Origin of the sequence: Bacillus sp. AY2-1 (assembly GCF_008368965.1) — a bacterium.
Lineage (GTDB): Bacteria > Bacillota > Bacilli > Bacillales > Bacillaceae_G > Bacillus_A > Bacillus_A thuringiensis_S.
On sequence record NZ_QPEL01000083.1, the window covers coordinates 26634 to 43868 of the forward strand.

A 17235-nucleotide genomic window follows, 5' to 3' on the forward strand; every position below is an offset into this window, starting at 1 on the left:
CTAACATAGGAGGATTTTTTTTATGAGTGGATAATGATTTAAATATGAATAGCTTCTACTAAATGAATAGGAGATGAAATGTATGCCCCTAAAAAACTACGGTGTGTTAAAAGGTACAGTTATACAATCAAAGATTGGAAAAGGGAAAACACCTCATTATCAAGTTCATTTACAAGATGAAGTAGGAGTAGATTATCGTATTGCAATTAACGTAAAATCGCAAAGTTATCCGTCAGAAGTTTTATATTTTGCGAGTAACAATATTAAATCAGAAGCGATTCATATTTTACCGACATTACCATTCGGTTTTACAGAAATAAAAAACAATGAACCGAAAGTGGCTTTAGATTATGTAAGAGGAAATCTATTTGATTCAAAACAAATGATTCCTTTGCCTCCCGAAAAAGCAGGAGCAGATAATGATTTAAACGAAAAAATAGAACGTTATATAAAGCGAGCGATAGAAGAAAAAGCGATTATTTACGCGTTTGGTGAAAGATGGGGACCAGAAGAAAACACACCAGATTCCTATTTTCATTTCAAACCAGGAAACGGTATACATGATATTCACATGAATCAAGGGAATGTAGAGAAATGGAAAGGTGATAATGGCATATGGCAAGACGGAGGGATACTCATTCACTTTGAAAAGGAAGAAGAATGGATTGGTATCTTTCTTGCATTCCAATCACAGTCATGGTGTACCGATGAAGAAGGGCATGCTCGTGTGCCTGTTGAGCATTGTGATTATAAGGGGAATAATTAATAAGAAGAGGGCGTTCAAAAAGAACGCCCTCTTCTTATTTTATAAAACGAAAAACTAACGAGTGTAGAAAGACAAGAGAAAAGCAGTGCTACACTAGAAAACGCAATGAGATACATATTATATTTCATAACCTGTCCAATTAGCTGGTTACTGTCGTATTGAAACAGTCCCGCTATGATGTTGAATAAAAATAAAACGATAAACATGACGATAACTCCGTCTATTGATCCTTTAATGTCTGGTTTACTTAAAGCGATATGTGCGGAAATACAAATGGCGATAAATAAAAATAACCAAAAGGAAGGATTCAATAAATTGCCGATTGTAAATAAGCTTTTCAATAATACAAACGTCGACAAGAGCATGTTTTGAATCATTTCTACATTAATAGAAGTAGAAGCGATCGTTTTTTCGAGAGTTGTATTAAATAAAAAATATGATTCTGGTACGAAATAGCGCATTAAAAGGATTAATGCAGTAATACCAGAAATAATAGGCCCGATGCCGATGAAGAAATTCCCAATTCGTTGATACACACTTTTTTGATTGTATTGATGTTGTACGTAACCTAATGCTCCTTGACTTGTATCTGTTGGGAAAAACTGCGTTGCTACAATTTTATGACGGAACAGTACGCACATAATGGCATGTCCAAGTTCGTGGATCGGAACACCAATCCACGCCGTTAAAAGGAATCCTTTTCTTCCGAAAGCCCTCGACCAATACATTCGTGTTAGTGATTCTAAATAACCTAATAGAAATCCAATTACAATGATAACGCCAATTAAGGAAAATAATTGGATTACGCTTGTAAGGAGTATTTGAAAAATTGATTTTACCAATTCCATTGTCTTTCATCCAATCTGTTAAAAATGTTATTTGTTCTGTTTCATAATAGCATTATTTTTCAAGATTGCTAGCATATATAATTTCTTTTGAAAGAAGGATTTCAGAATCTTTTTCTTGTAGTCATGTTTTATGTACAAAGTCATATATTGAATTTGTAACACCCTATATGGTATATGCTTAAGGAGGGATGAGAGAATGAAATGTCCGTCATGTCATACAGAAAATGCAGCAGAGGCAAAGTTTTGCGGGAATTGTGGACATTCGTTAACGGAAGAAGTAGTGGCAAGTAGTGGTCAAGAAGAAGGGCCGGAACAAGCACGCGCGGCACAAGTAAAGGAAACTCGGCCAAATGAAACGGTAGAGCAAGCGAAGCGGTTTGCGAGCGGCTATTTTCAATTTTTTAAACATGCATTACAAGCACCGACAGCGATTATGAAAAGCGGCACGATTGAAGTAAGAAATGGAATTGTAAGTCTTGTTCTTATTTGTTTTTTAGGAGCATGTATTTTTTATAGAATGATGAGTGCAGCATCAGCAGTTACGAGAACATTTGCACCAGATATATCTACTCCCACATTTTTTGTAGAATCTATAACGGTCTTTTTCTTTTTATTAATTTTAACTTTATTTGTCGGATTTATTATTTTTGTAAGTGGTAAGATGATGAAATCATCTTTTTCGTTTCTTGAAGTATTCGGTATATGGGGAACGCTAGCGACGCCGGCTATTGCTATATTAGTCCTTTCTTTTCTTTTTAGTTTCTTATTAATCTTTTTCTTACCGATATTATTATCGGTAGCTGCAACTTATATAGGGATTAGTATAACTGTAGCCATATTAAAGCTAGACAATGGCGGATTAGATCTCGTGTACACACTTATTATTGCAAATGTTTTAATTGGAATTGCAACATTTATTGTACTTTGGTCTTACATTAGCACGATAATTCAAGCCTTAACACAGGGAATAACTGGCTTCTAATGAAAAGGTGGTTGACTGGATGAATGTATGTACAAAGTGCGGAATTCAGTTTGAAGATGGTGTGCAATTTTGTCAAAACTGCGGGACGAAGAGGGGAAGTCCTGTAGTAAAGAAGAACATGAGCGGTGGTGCAAAGGTTGGCATTACACTGTTAGCACTATTTGTTATAGCGATTATTGGATTATATTTGTACGGATCATCGTATTATACGCAGGTGGCACAAGTAGATCGGATGATTACGATTTTACAAGAGAGGGACGGAGAGAAATTAGCTGAGATCATTACGGCAGATGATCAATCGGTTATGATAACAAAAGAGAGTTTAACGCCTCTATTTTCATATATAAAAGAAAATCCATCGTATGTGAATGAATTAAAAGAATATTTGAGACAAGGTGAAAAACAACGGGACGGAATAGAAAGAGCTGATTTTTCGTTAACGAAAGACGGAAAGTATTTCTTTATATTTGATCGGTATAAATTGAAAGTGAAGACGTACTATACCACTTTGCTTACAAATGAAAAAGGCGTATCGTTAAAAATGAACGGAAAAGAAATTGATAAGACAGATGACAAAAAGTTTGAGAAGCAATATGGGCCGTTTCTTCCGGGCAATCAAGTGTTTCAATCAGAATATAAAAATGATTATGTAAAACTATCGCGTGAGGAAAAGGTTGTACTTATGAAACAAAGCCAAAATAACGTAATGATAGATTTAACGTTGCAAGGTCAATATATTACAGTTCAAACGAACGCGCCTGGTGCAACATTGTACGTAAATCAAAAACCAGTTACAGCACTGGCAGGAGAAGAAATTACATGGGGGCCTATAGCGACTGATGGAAGTACGACGATTTATTTAGAACGAAATGGAGAAAATGGAAGGGAAACGACGAAGGTAGAAACGGTAACGGCACTTCCGTCTTATAATCTTCCATTTCAAAAGAAAAGTACAGAAAAAACAGTTGTTTATAATGTTACTCCGCCATCTACCACTCCGTATGTATATAATGGTTTCATTTTCCCAGATAGTGATATTCGAAAATTAACGAGTACAGATTTAGCATATTTATCGAAAGAACAGTTGAAAATTGCTAGAAATGAAATATATGCAAGGCATGGACATATTTTTCAGACGAAAGATATGCAAACGTATTTTTCAAAACAATCTTGGTATAGAGAAAATCCATATTTTACAGGAAAGCTAACAGATATTGAAACTTATAATGTTGAACTCATCAAATCAAGAGAATAAACATGTGAAAAAGGTACAGTGCATAACTGTACCTTTTTTATGGTTATTTATCTGAACCAGGATCCCTTGAGAAAAAGATGTGAAAGAGAAATGTGACTTTACTTGATCCTCCTGATGTACTAGCTTGTATATGTGATAAAGGACCAGATGTTAGGGCTGCCTCGGAATGGGGGGGTACGACTATTTTGAGCGCATGATCTGATTCTGGTGAAGCAGTAACAGTTATTGTATCGTCAGAGAAGTTCAGAATTTTAACTGAACCGACTGGAAAGATAGACTTGCCAGCATGTGATGCTGAAGCGAATTGGGTAGCTTTCCAAATATCTTGCGCAAACGTATCATCGTTAGATAACCAGGCACGAGCGCTGTATATTGTCGCATTAATGGAAAATTCTTGGTCAAGTGAGAGGGCGGGTTTCGGTTCTTTTGGTTCTTGCGGTTCATCTGGAAGCTGGGCGAGAAGGCCGGCGCACATATATTTCACCTACTTTCAATAGTAACTGTTATAGCATATTAAACATGTTGTTTATAAGACACGACGGCTACCTATTAAAGCATAGGTTTGTGCACCAAATTTGAAGATGGAATTCTCTTTCTTTACAATGGAAATAGGTGTTATTTCTATAAAATATGGAAAACGTAAAGAGTATGTAAAAAAGAAGGAGTGGTAAAGTGAACTATGTCATTATTGGCGGAGATGCAGCTGGTATGAGTGCAGCTATGCAAATTGTTAGAAACGATGAAAATGCAACTGTTGTAACGTTAGAAAAAGGTGAAATTTATTCGTACGCGCAGTGTGGGTTACCATATGTCATTAGTGGTGCTATCGCTTCAAAGGAAAAATTAATTGCGCGTAATGTGAAGACGTTTCGTGATAAATATGGAATTGATGCGAAAGTACGACATGAAGTAACGAAAGTAGATACGGAAAAGAAAGTGGTGTACGCAGAGCATACGAAGACGAAAGATATTTTTGAATTTCCGTACGATCGTTTATTAATTGCAACTGGCGTACGTCCTGTTATGCCAGAGTGGGAAGGTCGAGATTTGCAAGGTGTTCACCTTTTAAAAACAATTCCTGATGCTGAGCGCATATTAAAAACGCTAGAAACGAATAAAGTTGAAGATGTAACGATTATTGGCGGTGGTGCCATTGGACTTGAGATGGCAGAAACATTCGTCGAACTTGGTAAGAAAGTAAGAATGATTGAGCGAAATGATCATATCGGTACGATTTATGATGCAGATATGGCAGAGTACATACATAAAGAAGCAGATAAGCATCATATTGAAATTTTAACGAATGAAAATGTAAAAGCGTTTAAAGGGAAGGAACGAGTAGAAGCAGTCGAAACGGATAAAGGTACGTATAAAGCAGATCTTGTTTTAGTATCTGTAGGTGTGAAGCCAAATACTGATTTTCTTGAAGGGACAAATATACGTACAAATCATAAAGGAGCAATCGAAGTAAATGCATATATGCAAACGAATGTGCAAGACGTATATGCAGCCGGTGATTGCGCAACACATTACCACGTTATAAAGGAAATTCATGATCATATCCCGCTCGGAACGACTGCTAATAAACAAGGGCGACTTGCTGGACTGAATATGCTTGATAAACGAAGAGCATTTAAAGGTACGTTAGGCACAGGTATTATTAAATTTATGGATTTGACGCTCGCAAGAACAGGCTTAAATGAAAAAGAAGCAAAAGGGCTACATATCCCGTATAAAACGGTCAAAGTAGATTCTACAAATATGGCGGGCTATTATCCAAATGCAAAACCACTTTACTTGAAAATACTATATCGCTCTGATACGAAACAATTGTTGGGCGGGCAAGTAATTGGAGAAGAAGGCGTAGATAAACGGATTGATGTGATCGCAATGGCACTTTTCAATAAAATGAGCATTCACGATTTAGAAGATGTCGACTTAAGTTACGCACCACCATATAACAGCGTGTGGGACCCAATTCAGCAAGCGGCAAGGAGAGCGGAATAGCACTTTTTAAAGTGCTATTTTTTTTGCAAAGGTAGGTAAACTTTTTTAGCGAATAATAAAGAGGAAGAAACAGTTACATATAGGGAAGGGGATCTTTAAAAATGTTTGTAACACTTCAAATAGTTCAAGAAACAGAAAAAGAAATATTGCGTAATTTGTATGCACTATATCTTCATGACCTCTCTACATTCACTCCCAATATAACGATTGAGGCAAATGGATTTTTCGAATACGAAGATTTGCACATGTTTTGGGAAAATGACGGAATCACTCCGTATTTTATTAAAAGTGATAATGATATTGTAGGATTTTTGTTACTACTGGAACGTCCTTTTTTGAAGAAGGAAAACGACTTTGGTATAAATGACATTTTCATATTGAATCAGTACAAAGGGAAAGGAATCGGTAAACAAGTTATTGCGAATGTACTAAAAGAGAAACGAGGGCAGTATTTCGTTATCGAACTTGTGAAAAATATACCAGCAGTTTCTTTTTGGAAGAAAGTATATGGGGAGATAAACATCGAATTTGATGAGAAAACACAGTTAATTGATGATGAAGAATGTCTCGTTCAAACGTTTGAAATATAATGAAATCGATGCACCTAGTATATTACTTTGAAATTTAACTTTATTTCGAATATACCGTTTACCCTTGAAAACATAGTACTTATCGCTTATATTTTCATATAGTATTTATTTTTAAATAAAGCAATGAACGAACCAGGGGGCGCAGTATGGCAATTAACATGAAAACAATCGAAGAATGGATTGCTGAATCAAACGCAAGACATGAAGAAGACTTTGGAAACGTTGTTGAAGAGATGAAAGAAGTATGCATCGGACTTGATAACGCGACATTAATCTATACGAAAAATGTATTTTGTTTCGGTAAAAAAGTAGAAGTCTTTTTCTTCTTCCAAGACCATGTCGTGATTGGACAAGAAAAAGACGAATGTATTGAGATTGAAAAATTAAAGTATGATGCTATTACACATAGTAACTTAAAAACAAATGATAAAAATACAATGCTAGAATTAAAGTTTGCTAACGGACAATCTATCAATTTAGATAGTTTAAATGATAACTACGGTACGAAAAATTGGTTATTTGCTAGACAAATTAAGAGTATTTTTAAGTTAATCTAGTAAAAAAGCACGCCGTCCATCGGCGTGCTTTTAACTATGCAAAACCCCTTTTAACCAATTCCGCGCTCGATACGCCCCAACAGGAATTTGAATAAGAGACGTTTCATTCCCAGCATCAATACCGTACAATTGATCACATGAATTTGTATCAAAACTAAGTAATGGATGCCCGCCCATCCCCATCGCGGTCGCTGCAAAAACGAGTTTATGAACGAGGATACCAGCTTCCATTTGGTGAATACGATATCCTCTATAGCCTAATGCACGTGTATAGTAATCTTTCTTTCCGACTACATGTAAGCAAAGTGGTACTTGAAAAAGGTTAACGTTATCCATCGTCATACTAGATTGAAGAGGGTAACGAAGGTCTCCATACCGAATTGGTTGTATCGAATGTGTTTTACTATTATAAGCGTAAGCCCCGTTTTCAATATTTTTCACGTTATAAAAACATCCATATAAGAAGACGCGTGCATTTTCATTTGCATACTTACCGTCAAGGTCGTTGTAATAGGGGAAGGAGAGGCTCGCTTCTTGTAGTAAAGTAGCGAGCTCGGCTGCATCCCATTTCGTTAAAATAAAGTCCGCATCAGGAGAATATCGTTTTTTACAAAGTTGTAGGAAATCATACGATAACCGTTCTACTTTTGGTAGCTGTACAGCGTACGCATTATGTTGATAGTGCTCTTCATGATGTAGTGTTTGGAAGTGTGCTGTCGATTCGATCATAGAAGCTTCATTTATTTTTGTTATCATCGGATATTCACCTACATGTTTTGAGCGAACGAAATGTTCATGTGCTAACGGCGGAATTTGTTGCAACAACTCATGAGAAGTAACTGTTTTATTTTCACGGTAATCATTGTGAAACCAATTAGTTTCTGGCTCTGTACTTAAAGGAATAACGGCATACACACTTTCTTCACCTTCTGACAATCCGACTAAGTGATTCATTGCCCGGTCTAGAAATTGAAAATATACGCCATTTGTGTAGCCAAACTGTTTTGCACTTTCTAGTAATTGTCCAATAAGGACCCCGCTATCTAATCCTTGAAGACGATATGAAAAATTATTGTATTTAAAGAAATTTTTCCAAAACATAGTAGATATAAATGCAGCACCGAAACAAGACTGTATGTTACAGCGATTACCGAGTGCGTCTGCTAAATAAGAATCGAAATTTCCTTCGCGAAGTAAAATAAGCCGGTGATGCGCGGCGTCATAATGGTAAATGCCGTCTGGATAATCGTCAATCTTTAAATAGATATACAATTCATTCGGATATAAAGCGCCGCCTGAAGGAATAGATCTTCGTAATACATTTCTCTCGCTATTTAGCTGACATAATTGTGTTACACCAAATGAATACCAAAGGTAGTGACCAATTTCATCTAAAGTAGGTGTAGTAGAAGAGTTCGGTAAAGATAATGGGATTTCTAAGGAGAGCGGGATGGTAGGTACATTTCGATATAATTTATAAGGAAGCGGTGCGTCTTTCCAGTCCACCTCATGATTCGGCATAATTTCATCGATAGAGAAATGGAGATGATGTAAAAAAGTATCTAGCTGCATGAAATCCCTCCTTTACTATGGAAACGGATGTGGATGTGGATTTAATCTTTCATTCGTTAAAGGTTCGTCTGTATATCCAAGTGTCATCGGTACGGTATATACCCGGTCCAGTCCTGTAATCCGAGTAAGATGGTGTCCGAAAGTCATCGGTAACATGCCTGGAATAATAACTTTTACACAGTGTAGTCCGTTCTTTTCTATAAGGGGAGCGGTTTGATCTACAACGATTATTTCAAGATTAGATTGATGCAAACGATTTAAAAGTTGGCGGAGATCGGATGTTAAATCCATATCAAATGATTGTGATACATTCATTTCTTGGAACGTTTGCACCGGTGCATCTTCTCGTAAAAGGAAGTGAAGACGTTCTTCCGTTTCTTTCAATCCGTACAGCATACTATGGTCTTCCATTTTATTAACGAAATAAGGATCTTGTAAGCATTTTTCGTAGTATTCTCTTTTGTGCTCGAGCTCATCGTCTGTTATAAGTAACATGCCTGCTATTTCTTGAATGGCACTTTTTAAAGCTCGAATAGAATCTAAATGAGCGCCTCCCGCACAAACAACGTTCATTCCATTTTCACGTGTATTCTTTGCAATTACCCATAAGCTCGGGATGCCGTGTTCCATCGTCGCGTTAAAAGCGTGTAATTCATATCCAGTAATCGTACGTAACCGCTGGATCATTAATTGTAATTCTGTATCATTTGCTGAACTAAGATCAAGGCGGGGAAGAGGTAATTCGGCATACCAAGTGAGTAAGAAGGCATCACGCTCTACAATTTCTAAAATGCCGTGAAAAATCGCTTCTTCTAAACTACCGCCAATTGCACATCCATTTGATGTTTCATACACGAAAGCATCTCGATGACCAAGGCTATAATAAGCAATTGATTCAGGAACTAAAAGCGGTCTGTTTTGTGATAAAGAATATCCCCATACCCAGTTTTGCTCATAATCAGGATCAAACGGCTTAAATGGAAAATTATCACGATTGTAGTGTTCATTTGTATGCACACCGAGTGTAAGGGGATTTAGTGCATGTTCCTCTAAATCATGAAAACTACCATGCACATTTGTCTTTTTCCCGCGAGGCGACATACCGCAATATCGTTCTAAACCTTCTAAAATAGCAGTTGCTTCACTCACTGCAAATGAATGAGTTCGGCCTGCAACACCTTCATTTCCAAACATTAATGGCATGTTTATAATGACGTCAGCGAATGGCAATAAAGAATGCTGCATTTTGCCGTTCAACATACCGATCCGATAATCTAAATAGTCTTTCGTTAAAAATGTGTTTAATTCATGAATGGAACGGCAGCGATACGTTTCGGTGCTTACTTTTAAATTCGGTTGTAAAGAAACTTCCGCCGCATCCGCAGTATCATCAGGTAAACTACTACATACAGGACAGAGAGGATCTGGAAGAAAAGAATGCCGCGTACATTGTAATGTTTGTAAGTTTAGTAAAATAAGTTCATTTTCTAAAGAAGAATGGTTATGAGTTAATATTTTTTCTGTTTCTGCGCAAATAAGATGGCACATTTGTAACATGCCATTTTGGGTGGCACGTACATCACGCCTCGTTCCATTTTCGGCTTTAAAGGCATATTTCCGCTGTAGTTCCCACATTTCTTTTTGATCAAAGCCAGCGATAAAACGGCGTCCATCAGAACAATGGGAACATCCGGGCGTAAGAGGATGAATGTAAGGACCGATAATACCTTCGCCAAATGAAGTGAAACCACGAAGCCACGGAATATGATTTGAGCGAAAAATTAGCTCAGCATCATGATGAATAGTAGAAGGAGATCCATCATGTAATACGAGAGCGAGATAAATATTTTCAGGAAGTTCTTCTGTAAGGGTATGCTGACGAATGATGGAATATTGTTTGCATAATTGATCATGTACATAGTCTGCAAGAAGGCCATCCCCTATAAGCAATATATTTTGAGTCATAGACCGTCCTCCTTTGCAATTAATACCCCATACACACCGTCTAAGTTTTCTTTCAAAAATGGTTCGATTGCTAAATCAAACACGAAGGGATAAAAATTATGTTCTTCTAAATGCTGTAAGGCAAGCTGTAAAGATTGCACACTTGGAATTTCTTCTTCCGCTTGTATTTCCACCCTAAAAGAATCCGTGTCATATAAAATAATAGATGATTCAGGCAAGATATTAGCTCTGTAAGGAGTCTCTTCACTTTGAATGTGGAGCAGTGATAGTTGTAGTGCGCTCCGTAACGCTAACGTCATATTAATATTAGATGCACCGTACCATTTATCATTTATACCAACCCAAACGACTGGAAAACTGAGAATCTCTTCACTCATTGCGATTTTAGGTGTTTCATGAATTGTAGCAAGGGCATCGTAATAAAATCTACAATGTTTATCGTGAATATCAGTTAAATCAATCGTTGTAAGTTCTTCTAGCATATGTGACTGCCGTTCATACAATTTATTATTTAAATGTTGTTGTAGTGCCCGGTAAAATCCTTCTGTCATCGTTTCTCCAGCGCCAATACCGATATCGTTATGTTCAGGAATAAGGCGGTGAATGATTTCTGCTACATATGTTTCAATTCCTGTTAAACCAGCTTCTCGGCGTGCTTCATTATGAGTTAATCCACTGCGAGTCATAAGAGGCAGAAGGGGAGCTGGGCCATCTGATAATGGATTGGCTACTTGAATATAGCATTGTGATAACGGTAATTGATATGAATCTTGTTCATCCCATACATGGAATATACCGGCTTCTTTAGAAGTTAATGAGTCGAAAAAGCGGAATACATCAGTTGAAGTATGTTGGTTGGACCGATGCTCAAGTTTTTCAGAAAGATTTTCTATCGTATCAATTGTAAAACTTTCATCAGTTGCAAGAGGGTGTTTTATAAAAGGATGCCACGTTCCTTCAAGTGTTTCATAGTTTAATAAAAAGAATTGTAATTTTTTTTCACGATATAAATCATCCGCGACATGTTTAAACAATTCAAAAACGATTACATTTGCTAACATTGCAGATGTAATTGGTGAGAAGGAATCTGATGAATTTTCATTTTGCAAAGTCGTTTCATGTAGCCGATGCCATGCGGATTCCCAGCATTCATCACGATTTTCCGTTACGACAGGTCCAGCTATACCGAGTGTTGATAAACAAATAGCTGGTATAAAATTCTTTTTCGTTTCTCTACAAATAGTGTGAACTGTTTTTAAACCGTCAATGTCTCCATTTTGAGAAACATATAAAATCCAATCAAAAGGTTCGAATACTTCATGCAAGGGACGGTCAATTGTAGTATCGATTTCTTGAATGAGTACACCGTTATCAACTTCATATGCACGTTCTATTAGCTCATGTATTCTGTCATAGTTTGTTTCATCTCGATCTGTAACGAGGTAATGAAATGTAGGTAAACCAGATTCTAATAAAGAAGAAACTAAAGAAGTAAGCATATCTCCGGAGCCAAGTACAAGGACATTTGCTCCGCGGTACGTTTCAAATTTTAAAGCACCTGAATGAGAATCAGCTTCTAAAAATTCAATTTGTGAAGCATATCTGTCGAGTAATGTACTGTTTAATTCATGAGGTGCATCTTGATTTGCATCGCGAACGAAACCATTTTCATATAAAACCTCTCCAATTTCAAATACACGATTTTGATAGGGGAGAGGGAGACCATCAGTTATTTCTGCTAAAGAATGATTACCGTTAAACATTGGCATTAATTTTTCAATCCAGTCATAAATTCCATCACCGTCCATGCGAAATGAACTGGCGTTATTTCGAAAATAGACACCCCCGTTTGAATCGGGCAGGAAGAAAGTATCCTTATTTACTTTAAGTTTTGCATGAATTGGAAGGTTATTCATTTTAATCCTCCTTACGTTTAGGCATACATTATTATCTTATGTCATGAAATTTGTCCCGTATGAACGCAAAAAAAGGCTGTAGAATGATGTATTCTACAGCCTTTATATATTAGATTATTAATCTATCAACCTTCTAATAATAATGATTTTGGATCTTCAAGCATATCTTTAACAGCAACAAGGAAGCTAACTGCTTCTTTACCATCAACAATACGGTGATCGTAAGATAAAGCAATGTACATCATTGGGCGGTTTTCCATACGCTCGTTATCAATTGCAACTGGGCGTACTTGGATTTTATGCATTCCTAAAATACCAACTTGAGGGCTATTTAGGATTGGTGTTGACATTAGAGAACCGAATACACCACCGTTTGTAATTGTAAATGTACCACCTTGTAGTTCTTTTAATGAAAGTTTGTTATCGCGTGCTTTCATACCTAAATTACGAATTTCACTTTCGATTTCAGCGAAGTTTAATTGGTTAGCATCGCGTACAACTGGAACAACTAATCCATCTGGAGCTGCTACTGCAATACCGATATCATAGAATTTTTTGATGATAAGCTCGTCACCTTGAATTTCAGCATTTAATAATGGGAATTGTTTTAATGCTGCAACAACTGCTTTTGTGAAGAATGACATGAAGCCAAGACGTACATCATGTTTTTTCTCGAAAGCGTCTTTACGCTCTTTACGTAATTCCATGATCGCACTCATATCAACTTCGTTAAATGTTGTTAACATTGCAGATGTTTGTTGAACTTCTACAAGACGTTTTGCAATTGTTTGACGGCGGCGGGACATTTTCACGCGCTCAACTGGTTTTTCGAATTCCGTTTTTGCAACTGGAGCAGGAGCTGGGCTCTTTGGAGCAGCTGGTGCTTCTTTTGGTGCTGCAGCATGAGCTTGTACATCATGTGGTCTCACGCGTCCAAGTGGATCTGTGCTACGTACGTCGTTTAAGTCGATTCCTAATTCACGAGCCATTTTTCTAGCAGCTGGTGATGCGATAGGACGGTTCGTATTTGGTAAGCCTTGTAGACTCGTAGTTTGTTCAGCATTTGGAGCCGCAGCTTTCGGTGCTTCAGCTGTTTCTTGTTTTGCTTGCTCAGCAGGTGGTGCAGGTGTACTTACTGCAACTGGTGCTCCATTAGCATCTAAAATTGCGATAGTTGCGCCAACTTCAACTGTATCCCCAGGTTCGCCTAGTAACTTCGATACAATACCTGAATCTTCTGCAATGATTTCTACATTGACTTTATCAGTTTCAAGCTCAACAACGCTGCCGCCTTTCTCAACTTTGTCGCCTACGTTGATAAGCCATTGTGAAATAGTTCCTTCGGTAATAGATTCTGCAAGCTCAGGTACTTTAATTTCGATCATTTTAAATGTCCTCCCCTTATTTGCCTAACGGTGTGTTTTTTCTTCTTTTGTCTTCGGTAATCTCCATTTGTTAGCCTGGCCTTGGGCAGAATATCTGCCCAGGGAACAAGCTAGAAACCTTCATTATTACTTTTTAGTTGCTGAAAACTTCAATTTCTTGTTTATCTTGACGGAAGTTATACTTCACATCTAAAGCGTGTGCAACAATTAGTTCTTGCTCAGCTTTGTGAGCGAATGGATCGCCGCCAGATGGACTAGAGCGATCAGGACGTCCAATGTAACCTGTTTTCACTTTATCTCCAGCAAGTTCGAACAGAATTGGAGCCATGTAATGCCATGCGCCCATATTACGAGGTTCTTCTTGAACCCAAATGATTTCTTCTAAGTTTTTAAATCGTTTAATAATAGATTGAACTTTCTCAGCAGGGAATGGGTACAATTGCTCGATACGAACGACATGAACTTCGTCTAAGTTGTACTCATGTTTACCAGACTCGATTTCTGCTGCTAAGTCAATCGCCATTTTACCTGTGCTTAAAACAAGACGTTTTACTTTATTTGGTTTCGTGCCAAGGTTTTCTTGTTCTAAAGCAGGTTGGAAACGTCCTTCGCTTAACTGACTAGCAGTTGAAAGCGTAAGTGGGTGACGTAATAAACTCTTCGGCGTCATCAGTACTAATGGTCGAACAGCTTCTGTTCCTAAGATAGATGCTTGACGACGCAGGATATGGAAGTACTGTGCCGCGCTCGTTAAGTTTGCAACTGTCCAGTTATTCTCAGCAGCTAACTGTAAGAAACGCTCTGGACGTGCACTAGAGTGCTCTGGTCCTTGACCTTCATAACCGTGTGGTAATAGAAGAACTAAACCAGATTTTTGACCCCATTTTGCTCTTCCAGCTGAAACATATTGATCAAATAATGCTTGCGCAGTATTTGAAAAGTCACCATATTGCGCTTCCCACATAACAAGAGTTTCTGGAGCGAATACGTTATAACCATATTCGTAACCAACAACAGCAGCCTCTGATAACGGACTGTTATGAACAGAGAATGATGCATTAATGTTTGGTAAGCGATGTAATGGTGAATATGTTTCATTTGTATCAGTATCGTGTAATACGATATGACGGTGCGCAAATGTACCACGCTGTGAATCTTGACCAGTTAAACGAATTGGCGTACCTTCTTGTAAAATAGAAGCGAATGCTAATGACTCAGCAAGTGCCCATTCAATTTTACCGTTCTCTTCTAAAGCATCTTTACGGCGCTCAAGAATTTTCTTCACTTTCGGATATACGTTAAAGCCTTCTGGCCAAGATAGTAGACCTTCATTAATTGCACGAAGTGAGTCAATCTCAACACCAGTATCAATTGGTTGAATGCCTTTTGCAACAACATCTGGCACTTTAACGTGAATTGTTGCATCGCTCGTATCAGCTGGCGGTACTTGTGCATAATCGGATTTTAATTGTTCTTGCGTAAACTGAGTAATTGTTTCAACCTCATCTGCATTTAGAACACCAGCAGCTTGTAATTGATCTGCATAAATTGCTCTTACAGTTGGGTGATTTTTAATTTTTTTGTACACTTGTGGTTGCGTAACCGCTGGGTCATCCATTTCGTTATGACCATATCGACGGTAACCGATTAAATCGATTAAGAAGTCTTTTTTGAACAACATGCGATATTGAATCGCAAGGTTAGCAGCTGCAAGACAAGCTTCTGGATCATCAGCGTTCACGTGAACAATCGGAATATCGAAACCTTTTGCAAGGTCACTTGAATATTTCGTAGAACGAGAATCATAGCTATCAGTTGTAAAACCAACTGCATTGTTTGCGATAACATGAATCGTTCCGCCTGTTTGATACGCGTTCAATCTGCTTAAGTTGAGCGTTTCAGATACAATACCTTGACCAGGGAATGCAGCATCACCATGAACTAAAATTACGAATGATTTTGAAATATCTTGATCTGGAAGACCAGATTTTTTACGATTCTCTTGAGCAGCACGTGCGAAACCTTCTACTACAGGATTCACGAACTCAAGATGACTCGGGTTATTTGCTAATGTCACGCGAGTGCTAACTTCTTCGTTACTAACGACTTGTTCTCTACCTAGGTGGTATTTTACGTCGCCAGTCCAGCCAGAATTGGCTACTGCGCCTTCTATTTTTGCATGTTTGAACTCAGCAAACATGTGACTATATGGTTTTTCTAATACGTGAGCAAGTACGCTTAGACGACCGCGGTGAGCCATACCAATCATGACATCCTCTACACCGTTCTTAGCACCTTCTAGAACAATTTCATCTAAAACAGGCACAAGCATATCAACGCCCTCGATAGAGAAACGTTTTTGCCCAACGAATGTTTTATGCAAGAATTGCTCGAAACCTTCAACAGCTGTTAAACGTTTTAAAAGAGCAGTTCGTTTTTTATTTGATAGTGGTTGACGCAATGAATTTGATTCCACCATTTGATGCAACCACGTGCGTTCTTCACTATCTTGTATATGAGAAAATTCATAAGCTAAAGATTTTGTATAAACGTCTTTTAATCTATGAATTACATCAAGTGCAGTGTGAATACCTTCTGGTGCATCTTGCCATACTGTTTTCGCTGGAATCGCTTTCAAGTCAGCATCGCTCAGTTCGTTCATTGCTTTCTCAAGAAGAGATTGTCCATTTGCAGCATCTTCCATCGGGTTGATGTGAGCCAACGTGTGCCCGAAAGAACGAATCTGCTCAACAAGTTGAACGACTTTAAGAATTTTTTCAATGTTACCTGTGTTTTGAGGAGAAAAATGTGTTGCTGTGTTGTCCCCTGTTACGACATCATCTTGAAACGAAGGAGCTCCAAAAATTTCAAAAAGCTCTTGTAATTCCGGATCAACAGAACCTGCTCCAGTTACGTAAAGATCATACTGTTCAATCACATAACCAAGGTTCGGACCGTGGAACTTGGCCCAAGGGTTTGTCGTTGTATTCTTCCTCGTCATTTGTTTAAACCTCCCAATGCATATAATCCTTTTCCATACAAAAGGTGCATTTTGCTCTTTTCAATAATTGATGAACCAATAATCAATGTAAATGTTTTCTTTACTCTTATGTTATTACAATAATTTACATAATACCAAACACTATTACTTATCTGTTTTGTAAAAAAACATTCACAATAACTTATCACCCAAGTTAATCTTTCACTTTATAAAGTAATTTTACAGAAAAATGGGGTGGATATATTTGGTATACCTACATTGAAAACTAGAATTGTTACATGTAAATATAAGTATAATCATTGGAATGTTTTGATAAAAGTTGATTCGAATTATGTATATTGAAATAATAAGCGCTTTCATAGATATTATACAACAATATAACGGAATATAG

General features: G+C 37.5%; 13 protein-coding genes. 6 read left to right on the forward strand and 7 right to left on the reverse strand.

The features are described from left to right. Positions 1 to 82 precede the first annotated feature (82 nt). A complete protein-coding gene (locus tag DN403_RS20375; protein WP_001128581.1) occupies positions 83 to 766 on the forward strand; it encodes a DUF2278 family protein in 684 nt (227 codons plus the stop codon). Between the two features lie 14 nt (positions 767 to 780). On the opposite strand, the gene DN403_RS20380 is transcribed toward DN403_RS20375, so the two are convergent. Further along, positions 781 to 1614: a hypothetical protein gene (locus tag DN403_RS20380; protein WP_137073206.1), complete on the reverse strand. Its 834-nt coding sequence runs from the start codon at positions 1612 to 1614 to the stop codon at positions 781 to 783. 196 nt (positions 1615 to 1810) lie between these two features. On the opposite strand from DN403_RS20380, the gene DN403_RS20385 reads away from it, so the two are divergent. Both DN403_RS20385 and DN403_RS20390 read left to right on the forward strand, forming a co-directional pair. Next, complete coding sequence (locus tag DN403_RS20385) at positions 1811 to 2596, forward strand: zinc ribbon domain-containing protein (protein WP_000650096.1); 786 nt, start codon at positions 1811 to 1813, stop codon at positions 2594 to 2596. 19 nt (positions 2597 to 2615) lie between these two features. After that, positions 2616 to 3851 (forward strand): TcaA 3rd/4th domain-containing protein, encoded by a 1236-nt coding sequence (locus tag DN403_RS20390; protein ID WP_001099914.1) that lies wholly within the window; start codon positions 2616 to 2618, stop codon positions 3849 to 3851. Positions 3852 to 3894: 43 nt separating this feature from the next. On the opposite strand, the gene DN403_RS20395 is transcribed toward DN403_RS20390, so the two are convergent. Beyond that, positions 3895 to 4326 (reverse strand): hypothetical protein, encoded by a 432-nt coding sequence (locus DN403_RS20395; protein ID WP_000332402.1) that lies wholly within the window; start codon positions 4324 to 4326, stop codon positions 3895 to 3897. 197 nt (positions 4327 to 4523) lie between these two features. Between DN403_RS20395 and DN403_RS20400 the strand changes: the two genes are divergently transcribed. The 3 genes from DN403_RS20400 (at position 4524) to DN403_RS20410 (ending at position 7005) form a co-directional block, all read left to right on the forward strand. Then, positions 4524 to 5858 (forward strand): FAD-dependent oxidoreductase, encoded by a 1335-nt coding sequence (locus DN403_RS20400; RefSeq protein WP_137073205.1) that lies wholly within the window; start codon positions 4524 to 4526, stop codon positions 5856 to 5858. 101 nt (positions 5859 to 5959) lie between these two features. Further along, entirely contained in the window at positions 5960 to 6448 is a 489-nt protein-coding gene (locus DN403_RS20405) for a GNAT family N-acetyltransferase (RefSeq protein ID WP_137073204.1), read from the forward strand. Between the two features lie 146 nt (positions 6449 to 6594). After that, positions 6595 to 7005, forward strand: a complete 411-nt coding sequence (locus DN403_RS20410) for a DUF3908 family protein (protein WP_000996785.1) — start codon at positions 6595 to 6597, stop codon at positions 7003 to 7005. 30 nt (positions 7006 to 7035) lie between these two features. On the opposite strand, the gene DN403_RS20415 is transcribed toward DN403_RS20410, so the two are convergent. From DN403_RS20415 to odhA, 5 genes are all read right to left on the reverse strand, one after another. After that, positions 7036 to 8577 carry a SagB family peptide dehydrogenase gene (locus DN403_RS20415; RefSeq protein ID WP_016077961.1) on the reverse strand — a complete coding sequence of 514 codons (1542 nt, stop codon included), beginning with the start codon at positions 8575 to 8577 and terminating at the stop codon, positions 7036 to 7038. 15 nt (positions 8578 to 8592) lie between these two features. After that, entirely contained in the window at positions 8593 to 10542 is a 1950-nt protein-coding gene (locus DN403_RS20420) for a TOMM precursor leader peptide-binding protein (RefSeq protein ID WP_149185696.1), read from the reverse strand. Beyond that, complete coding sequence (locus DN403_RS20425; RefSeq protein ID WP_016077959.1) at positions 10539 to 12458, reverse strand: putative thiazole-containing bacteriocin maturation protein; 1920 nt, start codon at positions 12456 to 12458, stop codon at positions 10539 to 10541. The genes DN403_RS20420 and DN403_RS20425 overlap by 4 nt, the downstream gene beginning before the upstream one ends. A 125-nt stretch (positions 12459 to 12583) precedes the next feature. Further along, positions 12584 to 13843: a 2-oxoglutarate dehydrogenase complex dihydrolipoyllysine-residue succinyltransferase gene (gene odhB / locus DN403_RS20430; RefSeq protein ID WP_000569919.1), complete on the reverse strand. Its 1260-nt coding sequence runs from the start codon at positions 13841 to 13843 to the stop codon at positions 12584 to 12586. A 133-nt stretch (positions 13844 to 13976) separates the two neighbouring features. Further along, positions 13977 to 16844: a 2-oxoglutarate dehydrogenase E1 component gene (gene odhA / locus DN403_RS20435; protein ID WP_000197142.1), complete on the reverse strand. Its 2868-nt coding sequence runs from the start codon at positions 16842 to 16844 to the stop codon at positions 13977 to 13979. Positions 16845 to 17235 lie beyond the last annotated feature (391 nt).